The sequence below is a fragment of the Thiothrix fructosivorans genome (assembly GCF_017349355.1).
GTDB lineage: Bacteria > Pseudomonadota > Gammaproteobacteria > Thiotrichales > Thiotrichaceae > Thiothrix > Thiothrix fructosivorans.
In genome coordinates this window covers 1-17,960 of the sequence record NZ_JAFMPM010000006.1, presented here as the reverse complement: position 1 = coordinate 17,960, position 17,960 = coordinate 1, and the positions used below count along the sequence as shown (strand labels likewise).

Genomic DNA, 17,960 nt, shown 5'->3' with positions numbered 1-17,960 from the left:
CGTCAGTTCCTTAGCGGTTTGCCGGTTTCGAGCATGTGGCTGACCCTCGCCAGCGTGGCGGGGTTGCGGACGATTTGCATGAAATGCTGGTGTTCCAATGCCAGCAAATCGGTTTCACTCAAGGTATCGGTTATGTCAGTGTCACCGCCGCTGAGGACTGCCGCGAGTGTGTTGGCAATCACGGCATCGTAAGGCGTGGCTTTGCCTTGTGCGACAAAATCGTTGACTGCCATTTCCATCGCGACGCGGGCGGTTGCACCGGGGAGGTGGAATACTGGCGGTTCAGGTGGCTGATAGTTTGCCACCATGGTAAGGGCGTGGGCTTTCGCGTCTGCCAGCAAGCGGTCGCGGTTCATGGTGATACCGTCGGTTGGGCGCAGGAATAGGTAATCTTTGGCTTCTTGCGCGGATTTGGCAACGGTGGCGACGCTGATGATTTCAAAGCATTTCAGCACCGGTGGCAGGAAACCGCCGGGGCGTTTGCGGAAGCTGCTCCAACGGTGCAGCATTTCCTTACAGCCGCCCCAACTGGGGATCAGCCCAACGCCCGTTTCTATCAGCCCGATATAGGTTTCAGCATGGGCTTGCACGGCATCGCAATGCAGCAAGATTTCGCAGCCACCACCGAGCGCCATGCCGGAGGGGGCGCCGACCACGGGGAAGGGAGCGTATTTGAGCGTTTGGTAAATACGCTGACCCGCACGCACGATATTATCCACTTCATCCCAACCACCGAGTTGCGCGGCAAAGACCAGCAAACCGAGGTTTGCGCCTGCGGAGAAATTGCTGCCTTCGTTGTAAATCACCAGCGCTTGGTGATTGTTGGGGATGAAGGCGATGCTTTCTTCAATCAGCTCCAGAATTTGCGGGTCGAGCGAATTCATTTTGCTGTGGAATTCAAGGCAGGCAACGCCATCGCCGATGTCCCAGAGGCTGGCAGCATCGTTTTCCAAGAGTGGTGTGGTGTGGCGTTTGAGATCGGCGAGGAGGAGGACTCCGGCGGGGCGTTGCAGCGGAGTATATGTGCCATCGGGTTGAAGATAGAAGGTTTCGCCTGCTTCATGCCGATAAAACCCCTGTTCACGCGCCTTTTCCAACAACGGCGGAATCTCCATCCCCTCCGCCGCCAACCGCTGTGCAAACGCCGCTACCCCCAACTGGTCAATCAGCTCAAACGGCCCCAACCTCCAGTTGTAGCCCAGTTTCATCGCAGTATCGACGGCACAAATATCATCAGCAATGTCCGGCACAAGCGCGGCGGCATAACGCAGGGTTTGCGACAGCACTCGCCACGCATACTGCCCGCCCTTGTCGGGGTGGGAGACCAGTGCTTGCAAGCCCCCGTCACGGCTGGCTTTCACACTGTCCAGTTTGGCAGCTTGCGATACACTGTATTCACCCGTTTGCAAGTTAATGGATTCCTTGACCTTTTCGCCACCGTCGCGGTTAAGGCGATAGAATCCCCCTTTGCCTTTGCGCCCGGTGTAACCCGTGTCGATCATGGTTTGGATGACGGGCGGAATGTTGGCTTTTTCCAGCAACGCATCACCCGCTGGCAAGCTGTGTTTCATGCTGTGCATCAAATGCGGCATCAGGTCGATACCCACCAAATCGGATAAGCCGAACACGCCCGTTTTGGGAATACCCATCGGTTTACCGATCACGGCATCGGCTTCTTCCACGGTTAAACCTAGTGCGATAGCTTCGTGGATGGCGGTTTGTATCCAGAAAATGCCGATGCGGTTGGCGATGAATCCGGGTGTGTCATTGGCGGTGACGACACCTTTGCCGAGTTTGTGGTCGCAGAAATAGCTGATTTTTGCCAGTGCATCTTGATCAGTTTGGGCACGGCTGACGATCTCCAATAAACGCATGTAACGCGGTGGATTGAAAAAGTGGGTGATCATGCAATGCGCGGCGAAATCATCGGGCAGCCCTGCAATCAGTTCGTGCAGGGGAATGGAGGAGGTGTTGGAGGAAACTACCGCATCGGCGCGGCGTACTGTGGCGAGTTTGCGGTACAACTCCTGTTTGATGGCTAGATTTTCGACGATGGCTTCGATGATCCAGTCGCAATCACGTAAGGCTGCCAAGTGGTCGTCGATATTGCCGGGGGTGATCAAGCGGGCGTTTTTAGGGTGCATCAGCGGTGCGGGGTCAGCTTTCAGCAGTTTGTCGAGGGTGGGGGTGGTGATGTCGAGCAGCAGCACGGGGATTCCGGCGTTGGCGATATGGGCGGCAATGCCTGCACCCATCACGCCTGCGCCGATGACGGCAACTTTGTGGATGTCCATTAGAGCGCCTCCAGAATAGTGGCGATGCCTTGCCCTCCGCCGATGCATTGGGTGGCGAGGGCGAATTGCTTGCCTTCACGCTTGAGTAGAGCTGCGGCCTTGCCAGTGATACGTGCGCCGGTTGCACCGAGTGGATGCCCTAGCGCGATTGCGCCGCCGTCGAGGTTGATTTTAGCCGTATCCAAGCCGAGGTCGCGGATGCAGGCGATGGATTGTGAGGCAAAGGCTTCGTTGAGTTCGATAATGTCGAGGTCGGCGACGCTGAGTCCGGCGCGTTGCAGGGCTTTCTGGGTGGACAGGATCGGCCCCAGCCCCATGACTTCGGGGGCGCAGCCGGAAATGGCAATGCTGCGGATGCGGGCGAGGATAGGTAAGCCGTGCGCTTGGGCGAAGTCTTCGCTGCATATTAGGGTGGCGGATGCGCCGTCGGTGAGCGGCGAGGCTGTTCCGGCGGTGACAGTGCCGTGGGTGTCGAAGGCGAGTTTCAGGCCAGCCAAGGCTTCCTGCGTGGTGTCGGGGCGGATGCAGCCGTCTTGGGTGACGTTGCCGACGGGGATGATTTCAGCGGCAAGTTTGCCAGCGGCTTGCGCGGCGGCGGCTTTTTGCTGGCTGGTGACGCTGAAGGCTTCTTGTTCCTCGCGGGAAATGCGGTAGCGTTTGGCGATGTTTTCGGCGGTCTGCCCCATGCTAATGTAAGCGGCGGGAAGTTCGGCGTAGAGCTTGGGGTTCGGGGAGGGATTGAAGCCAGTCATGGGGATACGGGTCATGGATTCGACTCCGGCGCAGATGAAGGCGTTTCCGGCATTCATCTGGATTGCGCCTGCCGCTTGGTGGATGGCTTGCATGGATGAGCCGCAGAAACGGTTGACGGTGACACCGCCGACGGCTTGCGGCAAGCCTGCCATTAGCACAACCAGCCGCGCCATGTTGAAGCCTTGCTCACCTTCGGGGAAGGCGCAGCCGAGGATTAGGTCTTCGATGGCGTTGCCGTCAACGCCCGTCCTAGCGAGCAAACCGACCACAGCGGCGGCGGCAAGGTCGTCGGGGCGGACTTTGGCAAACGCGCCCTTGTGGGCGGTAGTAAAGGGAGTGCGGGCGTACCCGGCTATCACAACGCTCTTCATGCTTGCTCCTCCATTGGTACGGTTTTATTTTGCTTGTTATATCTGATGGTAGGACTCGGAATTAGTTGCGTCAAATCAATGTGCTGTTTGTGGTGTTAAGTGTTGGACGGACGCAGCATTTCGATGTGCAGAATGCCTTCTTCGAGGTAGGCGTCGCCCACGGTTGCAAAACCGAGATTTTCGTAAAAGGGTTGGAGGTAGGATTGGGCGCTGATGCGGATGGCTTGAGCGGGGTATTGCGTGGCGATGTGGGCGATGGCGATTTGCATGATGTGTTTGCCTAGACCAAGGCGGCGGTAGGCTTGGGTGGTGAGCACTCTGCCGATGGCGGGTTCGGGGTATTTTTCGCCGGGGTCGACGACGCGCAAGTAGGCGGCCAGGTTGCCGTCGTGCAGGGCTGTGAGATGCCAGCAATGGGTGTCGTGGTGGTCGGCATCGACGCAGCAAATTTGCTGTTCTTCGACGAATACGGTTTGGCGGGCGACCATGATGGCGTGGTAGGCGTGGGTGGAGAGCGTTTCTAGTCTGTTCCAGTGGAATTCGAGGTTGTTCATTGTGGTGCGTCCAATTGAGATTAGGTTGTGTATACTTGCCTTACACCCGTAAACCGTAGCCTATGCCATGACCCACAGTAGCCTTCCGCTCAAATTGCCGATTGGTCTTCAGAATTTTGACGGCATCCGTCAGGATGACTATTTGTATGTGGATAAAACGCAAATCATCCATGATTTGGTGACGACGGGGCGTTATCACTTTTTGGCACGTCCGCGTCGCTTTGGCAAGTCGCTGATGCTGTCGGTGATTAAGCACCTGTACCGTGGGGATCGAGAGCTGTTCAAGGGGTTATGGATTGAATCGCGTTGGGATTGGGCAAAAACGCGCCCCGTACTGCATCTTTCGCTCAATGACATTGGGTTCAAAACCCTAGGGTTGGAAGCGGCTTTACTCTCAGAATTGCAATTACAGAGCAGTCAGTGGGGCATTCAATTGCAGGAGGAAGGTATTGCGCGTCAGTTCCGTGAGTTGTTGCGCAAGTTGGCACATCAACAAGGCAGCGTGGTGGTGCTGATTGACGAGTACGACAAGCCATTGACCGATTATTTGGATGATATTGCGCAGGCTCAAGCTAATCAGCAATTATTGAAAGCGTTTTATTCCATCCTGAAAGACAGCAGCGTACATATCGAGTTTCTGATGATGACGGGGGTATCGAAATTTAGTCAGGTATCCATTTTCTCTGACCTGAATCATTTGAAAGACATTACGCAGCATCCGCGTTATGTGGCGTTGACGGGGTATACGCAACAGGAAGTTGAGCTGTATTTTGGTGAGCGCATTGCGGAATTGGCGCAGCAGAGTAAACGCAGTGTTGAGGCACAACTTGCGCTGATCCGTGAATGGTATAACGGCTACAGTTGGGGGCAGGATGTTAAGCTCTATAACCCGTTTTCGTTGATGTCTTATTTGGATACGGGGCAGTTTAATAATTACTGGTTTTCAACGGGAACGCCAACATTTTTGCTCAAACTGATGCGGCAGAAGTGGCTTTATGAGGTGGATGAAGTAGAGGTGGATGAGCTGGCTTTTGCGGCTTATGACCTGACGGATTTGCAAGTGTATCCGGTGCTGTTTCAGACGGGGTATTTGACTATTAAACAACAGAATGAATTCAATGTGTATCGACTTGGCTACCCGAATCGGGAAGTTAAGGAGTCGATGCTGCGTTATTTGATTGCCGAAATTCAGCATACCGAAGCGTCTATTGGTACGCCAATGGTGTTGCAACTGCGTCAAGCGTTTTACCAGAATGACATGGATAGTTTGATTCGGATTATCAATAGCATTTTCAGAAACATCCCGTCTCAGATTTTTATCGCAGAAGCAGAAAGCTATTACCATAGCCTGATTTATCTGGTGTTTTTCTATCTGGGGCAATATGCCGAAAGTGAAGTTAATACCAATAATGGACGGTTGGATTGTGTGGTGAAAACCGATACTCATATTTATGTGATTGAGTTTAAGCTGAATAAGAGTGCAGAAGCGGCTTTGCAGCAGATTAGGGACAAAGGTTATGCTGAGAAGTATCTGATGGATGCTCGGCAGAAGGTGCTGCTGGGGGTTAATTTCAGCAGCACCGATAAGGCAGTTAAGGATTGGGATACTGATTTTATTATTTAATAATCAGTGGCTTGTAATTGGTTTATTTGGTTGATATTTCGAGTTTTATTATGTTTTTTGTTTGCCAGTAATCGCATCTATGTATATCAGACCTTTTGTTTGAGCTGCTTTGATTTTTCTATCAATCATTTCAGGAAAGCTTATGAGTCCTTCTAAGGTTATTATTAAGTCACCACCATCTATAAATACTGTTTTTATTGCTTTTCCTGCTACTAGAGAGTTAATTACATTTTTGCTAAATCCGTGGATTGAAATAAAAAACCGCGCCCATACATTTTTCCTTCAATTTTTCCGGCAAATTGATATACTGCCTCATTTGCAATAGCTTTTTCTTGCCACTTGGCTTCAATGATATAATGCTCACCATCGTATTTTAGTGAGCCGTCAATCTGTTCTCCATTCACACGATAAGGTTCTGTTACCTCTAACGAGGAGATCTTGCAAAGTGATTGAAGAATTTCTTCGAGAACATATCCGCGTTTAGCACCGATAACCTCGCTTTGTAGTAAAGAAATGAATTTTGTTTTCAGTTCGGGAAGTGTTGTTGACGGTACTTTAGTCGCTGCTTCTTTTCGTGCTTGTGCTTTACGTCGCTCTTGAATTTTGTGATCTCGTATTTCTTGTAGTTGTTTAAGATGAGTGATAGATCTCTCAGCTTCTGTTTTGTCAAGTTTTCCAAGTTTTTCAAAGTAGTACGGGTCAAACTGTTGCCAGTTAACTAGTGACTGAAGCATTGCCCGATATTGGCCTAAGCCTTCATCAGGCTTTGTACTTAAATAGGTGAACATGTTGTCTACGATTTGATAACGATGTAATGTCTTGTGATCTCCAAGAGCATCAATATCTGACTTTGTACAACTGTTGTTCCGAAAAAATGTCACTATATCATCTTTAGGCCATAAAACCTTTAGAATACAGTCTCTCATTGAAAGTTTTATGTCGTTTGGAAATGTCATGGGGATCATTGATTTTCGTGGTTAATGAGTTATATGTATATTCTAAGTCTAACAGGATATGCAAATTCTCTCTATCCTATTCAATAGGAATTTTTCACATGGCTTGAGGCTATGTCTATACCTGAGAAGTATCGTAATACTATTTAAAAAATCTGAAATTAGTAAATTACTCAATTTTTGCCAATACTACCTTTGCATTTTCGTAATCCTGCGCAATTTGCCGAATCTTTCCATCTCGCTGCAAAAATAGCGACGGGAAGCTGTTTCCTCCAACCTTCCGTGCCAGCATCATATCCGCTAACAATGCCTGCTGAGTCGCTTCCGCATTCAAAGCAAGCGCGAAAGCATCCGTATCTAGCCCAACTTGCTGTGCCAGTGCGCACAAAGTATCGGTATCGGATGGATTTTGTGCGTGTTGGTAATAGGCATTCTGAATCGCGTGGATCATAGCGATTTCGCAATCACGCCCCTGTTCACGTGCCAATAGCACAGCACGGCAAGCCGGATAGGTGGAACGGCGCGGCTGACACTGCTCCCAAAAATCAAAGTTGAACACCGTCCCCGGTACAGTCTGAATGATCTTATGCCACTGATCTTGTACATAGGCGCGAGTTTCCAGCGGCATCGGTTGATCAGAATCGGGCGCAAGCCCGCCGAGTACGTATTGCACCCGAATATCGACGGGTAGTTGTTGCTGGATTTGCTCCCAGACAGGGCGGAAGGCATAACACCAACTACACATTGGGTCATGGATGTAATAAAGAGTAGCTGTGACAACCATACAAAAGCACCTGAAAAACAATTTTCCTTTATACTATTTTTATCAGAAAGATGCCTTTAAGGAGAACCATGCGTGAGTGCGCTTTACCCACCAATTCGTGACAATGGACATTTCTACTTGCCAGTGGATGATGTACATGAACTTTATGTGGAAGAATGCGGCGTGCCGGATGGTTTGCCCGTGGTCTTCCTACACGGCGGCCCCGGTTCGGGCTGTGAGCCGTGGCATCGGCAATTTTTTGATCCTAACCGTTACCGCATTATCTTGTTTGACCAGCGCGGTTGTGGGCGTTCGCGCCCTCATGCGTCGTTAGAGCGCAATACGACGTGGGATCTGGTGGCGGATATGGAGCTGATCCGCGAAAAACTGGGCATTGATCAGTGGGTGCTGTTTGGCGGTTCGTGGGGTTCGACGCTGGCGTTGGCGTATGCTGAAGCGTATCCGGCGCGGGTTAGTGGGATGATTTTGCGCGGTATTTTCCTGTGCCGTCAGGCGGATATTGATTGGTTTTACCAGTTGGGGCAGGGCATTGAACGTATTTACCCCGATTACTGGCAAGATTACCTCGCGCCGATTCCTGAAGCGGAGCGCGGCGATATGGTAGCGGCGTACTATAAGCGGCTCATTGGTGATAACGAAATTGCGCGGATGCAGGCGGCGAAAGCATGGTCTACGTGGGAAGCGCGTTGCGCGAACTTGCAACAAAAAGAAACCGTGTTGTCGCATTTCACCGACCCGTATACGGCGATGAGTGTGGCGCGGATTGAGGCGCATTATTTCATTAACAAAGGTTTTTTTGAGCCTGACCAGCTTTTAAAAAATGCCCACAAGATTGCGCATTTGCCGGGCAGTATTATTCATGGTCGTTACGACATGATTTGCCCGTTGGAACAAGCGCTGGCGCTGCATAAGGCGTGGTCGAATGCGGATTTCCACATTATTCCCGATAGCGGTCATGCGGCGAGTGAAGCCGGTATTCAGCAAGCCTTGGTGCAAGCGACCGATGCGTTGGTGGAACATTTGGCATGATTGGCTTGATCCAGCGGGTTTCCCGCGCACAAGTGGACGTGGATGGTGTCACTGTCGGGCAGATCGGGTGCGGCATTATGCTGTTATTGGGCGTGGAAAAAGCCGATACCCCAGCAACTGCCGAGCGGTTGTTAGAGCGGGTGTTGGGCTACCGCATTTTTGCGGATGCACAGGGCAAGATGAATTTATCGTTACGCGAAGTGGCGGGAGAGTTGTTGATTGTGCCGCAATTTACCTTGCCCGCCGATACGCGCAAGGGAACGCGCCCCAGTTTCACGCCCGCCGCACCGCCAGAGCTGGGTAAAACGTTGTTTGATGACTTTGTGGAACGGGCGCGACTACAGCTTGAAAGCGTGCAAACGGGCGTATTTTCGGCGGATATGCAGGTGTCGTTGATCAATGACGGTCCGGTCACATTCTGGTTGCAGGTGTGAAGTGTCGACATCTATAATAAATAATCATCACTTGTCAATAAAGCCCCTTATTACAGTTGATCGGGTCATTCTGTGCCTACATCCTGACAATCAGGTAAGGTAGCGGGGTGTATGTTAAAAAGTGTCAATGCTTTATGGAAATTGTCTGGAGCGGCATGTAATGTCTTCTGAAATGTCTTCTACTATCAAGCGTATGGAAGGGCAACCCGTCCTGTTTACAGCACGGCCCACGCGTTTATCATTACAACAATTGAATTTTGGTGAAGACCAAAATCGGGTGGTAACAGCGAATGTGTGGCGCAATCATGCGTTAGAATCCATCGTGAGTTTAGCGAACCCGTATTTTGCGTTTGGGCGCTGGCAAGTGGCTTTCAACTTTGGGGATTACGACGATTCCCTAATGTTTGCTGGGTACACCGAGGCGGATATTGAATTATTGTGGCTGGATAGCAGCCGTTATTTGGAAAATACCGATTTTGTGTCGTGGAGCGAGTGGCTGTTGACTCGTTTAGGCGTACTGCGTTCCATGTCGAAAGCACCGATTATCGTAGCCACATGGTTGCTAAGCGATGAGCAGCGTCAGCGGATGCAGGCAATTGTTGATACCTTGCCGGATATTTACTTTGCGGACATTGGCAGTGTGTGCCGTGAGGCGGGTGTGGAATTGCTGGATATGCGTATTGCAGTGGCGACAGGTTCGCCCGTGAGCAATGCGGCACAAGCGATTTTAGCGCGTAAATTGGCTTGCCATTGGTTTCCGGCGGCACTTGCGCCACCGATCAAAGCCTTGGCACTGGATTTAGACAATACCCTGCACAAAGGTATTTTGGGCGAAGATGGCATCCAAGGCGTGGAACTGACGCCGCAACACATTGCCCTGCAAGCCTCCATCAAAGCCTTGCAACAGAAAGGCATCTTTTTGGCGCTGGTGTCGCGTAATGAGCGTGTGGACGTGGAAGACCTGTTTGCCCAACGCGACGATTTCCCGCTGAAATGGGATGATTTCGCGGCAACGGAAGTGTCATGGGGTGACAAAGCCAGCGCGATTGCACGGGTTGCACAAGCCTTGCGGATTGCGCCGGATGCGGTACTGTTTGTGGATGACAATATCGGCGAATTGGCGGCAGTGACCAGCCATTTGCCAACAGTCCACGCGATTCATGCCCATGAAAATGCCGAATTAACCCAACGAGCGATGGAATATTACCCCGGCTTATGGCGTTGGAAAGTTACAGCGGATGATGTGAAGCGTAATCAAGACATGAAAGCCAATGCGTTGCGCGAATCTTTACTCACCGAAGTGACTGACCCCGAAGAATATTTGCGTAATCTACAGGTTGCACTAGTATTCAATCACTCCCCGCAAGAACATTTGTCTCGTTTGGCTGATTTGTGTAAAAAAACCAACCAGTTTAACTTGGCAATGCGTCGTTTCAGCTTGTCGGAAATTACCGAACGCTACCAGAATGACAATGCCTGTGTGGCTTGCGTGCAGTTGAAAGACCGCTTGTCAGATAGTGGTATCATCGCGGTGATCGTGGCAGAGCGGCACGGTGATTTGCTGGTGATTGAAGAGCTATGCATCAGTTGCCGTGCCTTAGGCCGTCAATTGGAAGACACGATTGTACTGTGGACGATCCGCAATATGCCGCAGTTTAAAACCTGTGAGCAAGTAGCGTTTCGTGTCCAGCATGGCCCGCGTAACCAACCAGCGGTTGGCTGGTTGGCAGGGCATTTGGAAGTTTCCCCCGATGCCGTTCAAGAAGGGCTGAACGGTATCCCTAAACACAAACTTGAACAGTTTACGCCTGTACAAAGCGTTCAATTAACTGAGGAATAACAAGACATGGATTCAGATAAAGTTAAGGCAACCCTCCAGCAAGCGATCGTGGCGGTGTTGGGTAAGCCTTTACCCACTGGCGACGGTGTGTGGTTGACGATGAATGGTCGCCGCGACTGGGATTCCCTCAAGCAGGTTGAAATTCTGCTGATGTTGGAAGAGGAATTTGGTATCCGTTATACCGAAGAAGAGTTCGCGCAATTGGATACGGCGGCGGACATCGTGGCATTAACCGTGTGCAAATGTAATGAAGACCCCGCTGCACCAAGTGCCGACGACGGTTTATTCAGTTATTATTAAAACTCAGTACACTGTCAGCATTACCTGAGGGGCAAGCATGGCTCGTTTTGATGAAATCCTGGTTGGGCAAGTCGCCGAACTGGAACACGTCGTCACCGAAAAAGATTTGGAACGTTTCGTTGCGTTGAGCGGCGATGATAACCGCCTGCATGTGGATGCCGAATACGCAGCCCGCACCAGCTTCAAAAAGCCGGTGGCGCATGGCATGTTGGGGGTGTCCTTCATCTCGACCATTATCGGGACACGTCTGCCGGGGGATGGCGCGTTATGGTTTTCGCAAAGTCTTGAGTTTTTGCTGCCTGTGCGGGTCGGTGATACCTTGTTGGTGCGGGCAGAAGTGTTGAGTAAGTCGGAACGAACCCAAGTCATTGAACTACAAACCGATATTTTCAATCAAAACCGCCAGAAAGTGACTACAGGTATCGCCAAAGTCAAAGTGGTCGATTTTGAAGAAGAGGCAGCGGTTGAACCTGAGCAGCCGCGCTCCGTTGCCTTAGTGGTTGGTGGGTCGGGCGGCATGGGCAGTGCGATCTGCCGTAGCCTCGCGGCGGCGGGCTTTGACGTGGCGGTACATGGTTTTACCCAAATGGATAAAGCCGCTGCGGTGGCGCGTGACGTAGAAGCATCGGGGCAAAAAACGGTGATCGTGAATGCTGATATTCGTGATGAAGCTGCTGTTGCCAATATGGTGCATCACGTCAAACGTCACTTGGGCAATATTACGGTACTGGTGAATTGCACGACTGCACCGATGGCACCGATCCGCTGGACGGATGTGTTGTGGAAGGATTTCGACGCACATTTCCAGACGGCGTTGCAAGGCGCGTTCTATTTGGTGCGTCACGTTGCGCCGCAAATGGAAGCGGTGGGTTATGGCAAAATTATCCACATCAGTGCGCAAATGATTGATACGCCGATGGGGAATCAGTTGCCATTTATTACTACAAAAGCGGCGTTAGAAGGTTTCAGCCACGCTTTGGCGATTGAGCTGGCTGCCAGTGGTATCCGCGTCAATATGGTTGCGCCGGGGATGACCGATACCCAACAAATGTCCGAAGTGCCGGAACGTATCCGCTTAATGGCGGCAGCGCGTGTGCCGTTGCGCCGTTTGGCGAAGCCGGAAGACATTGCTGGTGTCGTTACTTTCCTTGCTTCCCGCCAATCAGATTACCTCACGGGCGAAACCATCCGCGTTAACGGCGGACAGGTCATGGCCTGATTTTTAGTAAAGGATTTCTCATGCTTAAGTCTATCGCGCTATTTTTTGATAACCTGCTGAGAAGCATGATCCGTAATCTCGGTGGGGATGTCGGGCGCAAATTACGTTATATGTATTACAGCCGTCGTTTGGGCAGTTGCGGTAAAAATCTGGTGATTGACGAGGGCGTTATTATCCAAGGTTCGCGTGATATTCACCTCGGCGATAATGTGTGGATTGACCGTTATTGCATTTTGATGGCGGGTAAGGTGCCGTTGGAAGAAGGCGCGAAAGTGTTGACCAACCCGAATTATCAGCACGAAGTGGGCGAGTTGCACATTGGGAATAATGTTCACATTACCCCGTATTCCTTGATTCAGGCGCACGGTGGCGTGCAAATCGGCAATGATTGCGGCACGGGTGCGGGTGCAAAAATTTACTCGTTGACCAACTTGCCGACCGACTCGAATAATCCAAATCGCCGCGTTTGCTATAGCTGGGGTGGGGAATTGGCGCAATTGTCTGCCCCTATCGTCATTGGCAATAACGTGGGAATTGGTTTGGGTGCGGTGATTTTGCCTGCCGTCACGATTGAAAAAGAGTGCTTTGTTGCGCCGTATTCGATTGTCATGAGTCCTATTAAAGAAAACAGTTTTGTTTCTGGTAATCCGGCGCGTAAGGTGAAGGAGCGTTTTCCTATTGCGGAAACCACGGCGACAGAATAAGTCGATTTTGTTGGAAGTAGAGGAGGATGAGGATGAACGTAATCAAATGCGTCGGCATGGCTGCACTGGCAGCGAGTTTGAGTGTATCGGGATTGGTATTGGCGGATGATGCTAAACCCGTTGGGATTACTGCCGATAAAATGAGTGTTACGGTTAAACACAACGGTGCTGACATTGAGATTAAGCGTAATCAGGACACGAAAGCCGTGATCACGGGTGATTTTGCGCAAACGTCGCGCCCTTGTCCGCCATTTTGTGTCCAACCTGATCAGGTGGCGGACGGTGTGGATACCATCGCTGAGCTGGGGATGTTGGATTATCTGGAAAAAATGAGTGGTGGTGATGCCAGCATTGTCATCGTCGATTCCCGCACGGCTGATTGGGTCGAAAAAGGGACGATTCCCAGTGCGGTGAATATCCCATGGGAAAGTCTAGCCCCTGATAAAGGTGCAACGACCGACGACATTATCAATATTCTGACTAAGCACTTTGGGGTTAAGTTGGCGGACGGTGCGGATGCCATGTCCGTTGATGAAGCCGTTGCGGTGGGTGGTGATGCGGTTGGTAAAGTATTCGATTATTCTGCGGCAAAAACTTTAGTAATGTTTTGTAATGGCATGTGGTGCGGGCAATCCCCCACGAATATCAAAACCTTACTACGTTTTGGCTACCCCGCCGCAAAGCTCAAGTGGTATCGCGGTGGGATGCAAGATTGGTCGATTCTGGGTTTAACGACGGTTAAACCGAATGCCGCTGCCAAACCCGCTGAAAAGAAGTAAGTGTTTTAGCGTGCTTGCACCAACACCCACGGTGCAAGCACGACGGCCCATAAATTATCCGGCTGCTGCTCTACCCACTGGAGCGTAGTCGCGTCGTTTAATACATCCACTTGTTGCGCCTCCATCCATTGTTTAACAGCAGCGGCATTGTCTTCGGCAATGCTGGTAGCGACTTCAATTAAATCCAAGGTTGCAGCAACGTGTATCACTTTGCCGCTTGCGAAATACCGTTCCAGTTCAGACCACGTAATGCGAGCTGTTTCAAGGTTCAGGCGATCCTTTAGGGGGAGTAGTTCTTCTTCCATGTGGCTTGTGCCTTTACGTCAAGATAAAGCCCACATTTTACGTGAGCTGGTTAAGAGAATATACCCATTACGATGGTTGCTGCTTTGCATTGGCGTATTGCCAGTTTGCTTGAATACGTTCACGGGCGCTATCGGGTAATGGTACATCGCCTGTGAGCAATTGTTCGCAAAGTTCGGCGCATTGTTGGTAACGCCCGATCCAGTAAGCGGCAATTGCTAATTCATCTTGCGCTTGCCAGTCGTAGACAGGACGCATCACAAACAATATATCATCGGTCAGTGGTGTTGCATTCGCGGTGAGGGCGTAAGTGTAAGCGAGTGCATAGCGTTCGCGGCGTCGTAAATAGCGAGCCAAGTGATGTAAGGCTTCGGCGCGAGAGGGACGGTTTTCATGCGCATCCAGATACGCGCGGATAATGTCTTCTTCCGGGTAATGCAGGTTTTCTTTGAGGCGGGCAATTTCAAACAGTGCGTACCAAACTTCTTCCTTCCAGCCGCCTTGCGTGACGCGTTTTTGGTAAGTGGCGATGGCAAGTTCGCTTTGGTCGTTGTCGCGGTACGTTTTGGCGAGATAAAACGTGCTGCGTGTAATCAGATTGGGTGCATGACGCAGAATGCCGCTGTCATAAGCGGTTTGTCTTACCGCAGGGCTGGCGGTTTCCAAGGCTTCCAATTGCGTAATTTGGTTTTGTAATAGGTGTGCATCGCGGGCGTATTTGTCACTTTTAGCCCCACCATCGGCAAAATCCAGCATCGAAATGCCATTGAGCCGAGATCGATGCGCCAGAAGGGGTTCAATGGAGTCGCAGTATTCGTGGGTTGCACCCCAGTAGCGGAAGCGGCGGTCGCCTTCCAGCCGTCCGTTTACCAAGCGAATATTGGGGTAAACCAATAGCCCACCATGCGCGTGTTGATCAACGAGGTAGGCGTCGGCGCTTAAGTGTTGCTTCCAGTCAGGGTCTTGAACTTCGAGCGCCATATCCGCATCGCAAAATAGGATGTAGTCCGCTTTGTGCTCGGCGAGTTGCAAGGCTTCACTGCGGTTGTGGGAAAAATTCACCCAAGGACGCTCAATTAATTCACCGGGGATACCGTGTTGTGCCATGAAGTTACGGATGATGTCCTGAGTACCGTCGGTAGAGCCGGTATCGACGACTACCCAGTAATCCAATTCCTTGACCATCGATGCCATGCAGCGTTCGATAATGTGAGATTCATTTTTGACGATTGCGTTCCAACAAACGCTATTGATTTGAGTTTGCATGAATAACCACCCATGAGCTTGTGTTTACTTAGATCTGGCTTTTGGCAAAATGGAGATTGGCTTCTATCCGAGGTTTTTGATCGGCAGGCACGCGGTTTTCGCGTAGGAGTGACTCGATCATGAGTGCTCCTTCTTGCGGTTTATTGGCGTAAATCGTGCAGATGGATAATTCATCAAGAAATCGCCATGCGTAAACGCTGTTGTCGACGAACAATATATCGTCGGTGGGAAGCAAGATACCGCTAGCCGACCAACCGAGGTGATAGCCTAAGTGAAAGTGTGCATGGATACGGCAGAGTCTGAGCGCACAATGGAGTGCTTCCAAGCGCTGTGGGCGGTAGTGGTAGGCTTTTAGGTAAGCATCGATCACCTCGAATGTAGGGTGGTTGAGCCACTGTTTTTGGTGAGCAACTTCTAGGAGTGCGTAATAAACCTCTTCTTCCCAGCCACCCATGTCGGCACGTTTTTGGTAATTTTCGAGGGCTTTTTCGGGAAAACCGGCATCGCGATAGCTTTGTGCAAGGTAAAAACGGTAGCGGGTGTTGTTGGGTTCTGCGAGTACGCCTTTTTCCAATACCATTGCATCATCCCAGTATTTAGTTGGGTTTTGGCTTCTAGCGCCTTCTGCGGTGGATTGCAGTTCGCAGTCGTCGACGATTTTGCCGATACTGTAGTTTATTGGGCAATACAGGTGTTCATGTAAAATGCCTTCCCAACGCCAAGGTAAGCTACTTTTAATCAGTTTGTCGCAGTAATAGGTGATGCCATTGCGCTGTGTTTTTAGCGCATAGCAATCTGCCTTGAGCGGTTGCAGGCGAAAGGTGTCTGCTTTGATGAGGTAGTCATCTGCATCCATGATGAGGATGTAGTCAGTTTTGCCGCGTGCTGCTTTGAGTGCAAGATTGCGGTTGTGGGCGAAATCACACCATTCGTGTTCCAGCAGTTCGCCGTCAATGTGGTGCTGTTGGAAATAGTTGCGGATAATGTCTTGTGTACCGTCGGTCGAGCCGGTGTCGCTGATGACCCAGTAGTCGATTAAATCTTTAACACTGTCTAGACAGCGGGTGATGACGGCACTTTCGTTTTTGACGATCATGTTTAAACAGATGTTTGGTTTCTTAGTGACCATTATTGGATTTCCTTGGAAAAATAAAACTTAGGGTATGGATAATGAATTAACGATATTTTTTTCTATACTATTAAGTTTACATTTAATACAATATTTTCTTACAGAAGAAAGCCCACCAAAGGTGGGCTTTCTAACGTTGATTGATGACCGAGCTGATACTCGGTCACTTCATCAATTAGTCATTGAATTGGTTGTTGTTTGCGAAAGCGGTATCAAACAACCCAGCTACACGGTACTGTTCAACCTGTGCTTGTGTTGCATGGTCACCTTGAGTCCCGTCCATCGCACCACCTAACAAGCCGTTTGGCAAAACGCCATCAGCATTAGTGTTAGGGCTAGTGATGTTCGTGATATTGACAACAGCAGTATTAGATTGCAATCTGACCTGATATTCAGACGTTACAATACGAACTTCGCTGCCATTTTTCACAACAGAAGAACCATTGCCCAAGTCGTATGTACCATTGGCTTTGACAACACCATCAAGCGTCATCTGTCCACTTCTATCGAACTTGATTTGGTGAGTACCAACATTAGCACCAATAGCACCCATGTAATTGCCATTAGTTGGATGCATTTGCGCATTGAGCTGGAAACCACGATCACTAACAACGTTATAAGTCGCGTTAGCTTGACCTACCAATTGGTAACTAGTCGTACCATTATTAGTACCGTTGGTTGTGCTATTTACGGTGAATACAGGGTCACCGATAACGGAGCCACAATTGACAGTAGTAACAGGGCCGCGTGGACCTGTTCCACCAGTTGCACCAGTTGCACCAGTTGCACCAGTTGCACCAGTTGCACCAGTTGCACCAGTTGCACCAGCAGCACCAGTAGCACCAGTAGCACCAGTAGCACCAGTAGCACCAGTTGCACCAGTAGCACCAGTTGCACCAGTTGCACCAGCAGCACCAGCAGCACCAGTAGCACCAGTAGCACCAGCAGCACCAGTAGCACCAGTTGCACCAGTTGCACCAGTTGCACCAGTAGCACCAGTTGCACCAGTGTCACCTTTCAACCATGCACGAACGTCGTTTTGGTCAGTAGTACCGCTTCGGTCAAAGTCACCAATGGTTTGGCTGAACCAGTCAAAGAAGCCTTGACCATTTGAACCGTTAGCACCAGTTGCACCAGTTGCACCAGTTGCACCAGTTGCACCGGTATCGCCTTTCGCGCCGTTAGCACCAGTTGCACCAGTTGCACCAGTTGCACCAGTTGCACCAGTTGCACCAGTTGCACCAGTTGCACCGGTATCGCCTTTCGCGCCGTTAGCACCAGTTGCACCAGTTGCACCGGTATCGCCTTTCGCGCCGTTAGCACCAGTTGCACCAGTTGCACCAGTTGCACCAGTTGCACCAGTTGCACCGGTATCGCCTTTCGCGCCGTTAGCACCAGTTGCACCAGTTGCACCAGTTGCACCAGTTGCACCGGTATCGCCTTTCGCGCCGTTAGCACCAGTTGCACCAGTTGCACCGGTATCGCCTTTCGCGCCGTTAGCACCAGTTGCACCAGTTGCACCAGTTGCACCAGTTGCACCAGTTGCACCAGTTGCACCAGTTGCACCAGTTGCACCAGTTGCACCGGTATCGCCTTTCGCGCCGTTAGCACCAGTTGCACCCGG

19 protein-coding genes are annotated in these 17,960 nt (G+C 50.8%); 8 read left to right on the top strand and 11 right to left on the bottom strand.

Annotated elements, in window-relative coordinates:
- Positions 1-2: 2 nt before the first annotated feature.
- From J1836_RS03300 to J1836_RS03290, 3 genes are all read right to left on the bottom strand, one after another.
- The gene (locus J1836_RS03300; RefSeq protein WP_207249673.1) at positions 3-2,294 is read right to left on the bottom strand and encodes a 3-hydroxyacyl-CoA dehydrogenase/enoyl-CoA hydratase family protein; all 2,292 of its coding nucleotides are present in this window, start codon (positions 2,292-2,294) and stop codon (positions 3-5) included.
- A complete protein-coding gene (locus tag J1836_RS03295; protein ID WP_207249672.1) occupies positions 2,294-3,418 on the bottom strand; it encodes a thiolase family protein in 1,125 nt (374 codons plus the stop codon). The genes J1836_RS03300 and J1836_RS03295 overlap by 1 nt, the downstream gene beginning before the upstream one ends.
- 95 nt (positions 3,419-3,513) lie before the next feature.
- Complete coding sequence (locus tag J1836_RS03290) at positions 3,514-3,972, bottom strand: GNAT family N-acetyltransferase (RefSeq protein ID WP_207249671.1); 459 nt, start codon at positions 3,970-3,972, stop codon at positions 3,514-3,516.
- 67 nt (positions 3,973-4,039) lie between these two features.
- Here J1836_RS03290 and J1836_RS03285 point away from each other — a divergent pair, with 67 nt between their 5' ends.
- Positions 4,040-5,596 carry a PD-(D/E)XK nuclease domain-containing ATP-binding protein gene (locus J1836_RS03285; protein ID WP_207249670.1) on the top strand — a complete coding sequence of 519 codons (1,557 nt, stop codon included), beginning with the start codon at positions 4,040-4,042 and terminating at the stop codon, positions 5,594-5,596.
- Positions 5,597-5,820: 224 nt separating this feature from the next.
- On the opposite strand, the gene J1836_RS03280 is transcribed toward J1836_RS03285, so the two are convergent.
- Together J1836_RS03280 and J1836_RS03275 are read right to left on the bottom strand one after the other, a co-directional pair.
- Positions 5,821-6,552, bottom strand: coding sequence for a restriction endonuclease (locus tag J1836_RS03280; protein WP_207249669.1), 732 nt, complete (start codon positions 6,550-6,552; stop codon positions 5,821-5,823).
- Between the two features lie 166 nt (positions 6,553-6,718).
- The gene (locus J1836_RS03275) at positions 6,719-7,333 is read right to left on the bottom strand and encodes a DsbA family protein (RefSeq protein WP_207249668.1); all 615 of its coding nucleotides are present in this window, start codon (positions 7,331-7,333) and stop codon (positions 6,719-6,721) included.
- Positions 7,334-7,405: 72 nt separating this feature from the next.
- Here J1836_RS03275 and pip point away from each other — a divergent pair, with 72 nt between their 5' ends.
- From pip to J1836_RS03240, 7 genes are all read left to right on the top strand, one after another.
- Positions 7,406-8,362, top strand: coding sequence for a prolyl aminopeptidase (pip, locus tag J1836_RS03270; RefSeq protein ID WP_207249667.1), 957 nt, complete (start codon positions 7,406-7,408; stop codon positions 8,360-8,362).
- Complete coding sequence (dtd, locus tag J1836_RS03265) at positions 8,359-8,796, top strand: D-aminoacyl-tRNA deacylase (protein WP_207249666.1); 438 nt, start codon at positions 8,359-8,361, stop codon at positions 8,794-8,796. Before pip ends, dtd begins: the two co-directional genes overlap by 4 nt.
- Positions 8,797-8,956: 160 nt before the next feature.
- Positions 8,957-10,636, top strand: coding sequence for an HAD-IIIC family phosphatase (locus tag J1836_RS03260; RefSeq protein WP_207249665.1), 1,680 nt, complete (start codon positions 8,957-8,959; stop codon positions 10,634-10,636).
- 6 nt (positions 10,637-10,642) lie between these two features.
- On the top strand, positions 10,643-10,936 hold the full coding sequence (locus J1836_RS03255; protein ID WP_207249664.1) for an acyl carrier protein: 294 nt from the start codon (positions 10,643-10,645) through the stop codon (positions 10,934-10,936).
- 37 nt (positions 10,937-10,973) lie between these two features.
- Entirely contained in the window at positions 10,974-12,155 is a 1,182-nt protein-coding gene (locus tag J1836_RS03250) for an SDR family oxidoreductase (RefSeq protein WP_207249663.1), read from the top strand.
- 20 nt (positions 12,156-12,175) lie between these two features.
- Entirely contained in the window at positions 12,176-12,859 is a 684-nt protein-coding gene (locus tag J1836_RS03245) for an acyltransferase (RefSeq protein WP_207249662.1), read from the top strand.
- Between the two features lie 32 nt (positions 12,860-12,891).
- Entirely contained in the window at positions 12,892-13,638 is a 747-nt protein-coding gene (locus tag J1836_RS03240; protein WP_207249661.1) for a rhodanese-like domain-containing protein, read from the top strand.
- A 5-nt stretch (positions 13,639-13,643) separates the two neighbouring features.
- Here J1836_RS03240 and J1836_RS03235 read toward each other — a convergent pair whose 3' ends face one another.
- The 6 genes from J1836_RS03235 to J1836_RS21410 all read right to left on the bottom strand — a co-directional run.
- On the bottom strand, positions 13,644-13,943 hold the full coding sequence (locus tag J1836_RS03235) for a DUF2288 domain-containing protein (RefSeq protein ID WP_207249660.1): 300 nt from the start codon (positions 13,941-13,943) through the stop codon (positions 13,644-13,646).
- Between the two features lie 67 nt (positions 13,944-14,010).
- On the bottom strand, positions 14,011-15,207 hold the full coding sequence (locus tag J1836_RS03230) for a glycosyltransferase (protein ID WP_207249659.1): 1,197 nt from the start codon (positions 15,205-15,207) through the stop codon (positions 14,011-14,013).
- Between the two features lie 28 nt (positions 15,208-15,235).
- Positions 15,236-16,336 (bottom strand): tetratricopeptide repeat-containing glycosyltransferase, encoded by a 1,101-nt coding sequence (locus tag J1836_RS03225; RefSeq protein ID WP_207249658.1) that lies wholly within the window; start codon positions 16,334-16,336, stop codon positions 15,236-15,238.
- Between the two features lie 175 nt (positions 16,337-16,511).
- Positions 16,512-16,979: a hypothetical protein gene (locus J1836_RS21420; protein WP_242632710.1), complete on the bottom strand. Its 468-nt coding sequence runs from the start codon at positions 16,977-16,979 to the stop codon at positions 16,512-16,514.
- Between the two features lie 44 nt (positions 16,980-17,023).
- On the bottom strand, positions 17,024-17,341 hold the full coding sequence (locus J1836_RS21415) for a hypothetical protein (RefSeq protein ID WP_242632709.1): 318 nt from the start codon (positions 17,339-17,341) through the stop codon (positions 17,024-17,026).
- A 12-nt stretch (positions 17,342-17,353) separates the two neighbouring features.
- Positions 17,354-17,960 (bottom strand): hypothetical protein (locus J1836_RS21410; RefSeq protein WP_242632708.1); only part of this gene is annotated, 607 nt, incomplete at its 5' end.

Bases quoted from the DNA above. Each gene is read 5' to 3' on its own strand.
- J1836_RS03240 (WP_207249661.1), top strand. From the start codon at position 12,892: ATGAACGTAATCAAATGCGTCGGCATGGCTGCACTGGCAGCGAGTTTG.
- dtd (WP_207249666.1), top strand. From the start codon at position 8,359: ATGATTGGCTTGATCCAGCGGGTTTCCCGCGCACAAGTGGACGTGGAT.
- J1836_RS03250 (WP_207249663.1), top strand. From the start codon at position 10,974: ATGGCTCGTTTTGATGAAATCCTGGTTGGGCAAGTCGCCGAACTGGAA.
- J1836_RS03260 (WP_207249665.1), top strand. From the start codon at position 8,957: ATGTCTTCTGAAATGTCTTCTACTATCAAGCGTATGGAAGGGCAACCC.
- J1836_RS03285 (WP_207249670.1), top strand. From the start codon at position 4,040: ATGACCCACAGTAGCCTTCCGCTCAAATTGCCGATTGGTCTTCAGAAT.
- J1836_RS03225 (WP_207249658.1), bottom strand. From the start codon at position 16,336: ATGGTCACTAAGAAACCAAACATCTGTTTAAACATGATCGTCAAAAAC.
- J1836_RS03255 (WP_207249664.1), top strand. From the start codon at position 10,643: ATGGATTCAGATAAAGTTAAGGCAACCCTCCAGCAAGCGATCGTGGCG.
- J1836_RS03275 (WP_207249668.1), bottom strand. From the start codon at position 7,333: ATGGTTGTCACAGCTACTCTTTATTACATCCATGACCCAATGTGTAGT.
- J1836_RS03300 (WP_207249673.1), bottom strand. From the start codon at position 2,294: ATGGACATCCACAAAGTTGCCGTCATCGGCGCAGGCGTGATGGGTGCA.
- J1836_RS03230 (WP_207249659.1), bottom strand. From the start codon at position 15,207: ATGCAAACTCAAATCAATAGCGTTTGTTGGAACGCAATCGTCAAAAAT.
- J1836_RS03235 (WP_207249660.1), bottom strand. From the start codon at position 13,943: ATGGAAGAAGAACTACTCCCCCTAAAGGATCGCCTGAACCTTGAAACA.
- J1836_RS03245 (WP_207249662.1), top strand. From the start codon at position 12,176: ATGCTTAAGTCTATCGCGCTATTTTTTGATAACCTGCTGAGAAGCATG.
- J1836_RS03280 (WP_207249669.1), bottom strand. From the start codon at position 6,552: ATGACATTTCCAAACGACATAAAACTTTCAATGAGAGACTGTATTCTA.
- J1836_RS03295 (WP_207249672.1), bottom strand. From the start codon at position 3,418: ATGAAGAGCGTTGTGATAGCCGGGTACGCCCGCACTCCCTTTACTACC.
- J1836_RS03290 (WP_207249671.1), bottom strand. From the start codon at position 3,972: ATGAACAACCTCGAATTCCACTGGAACAGACTAGAAACGCTCTCCACC.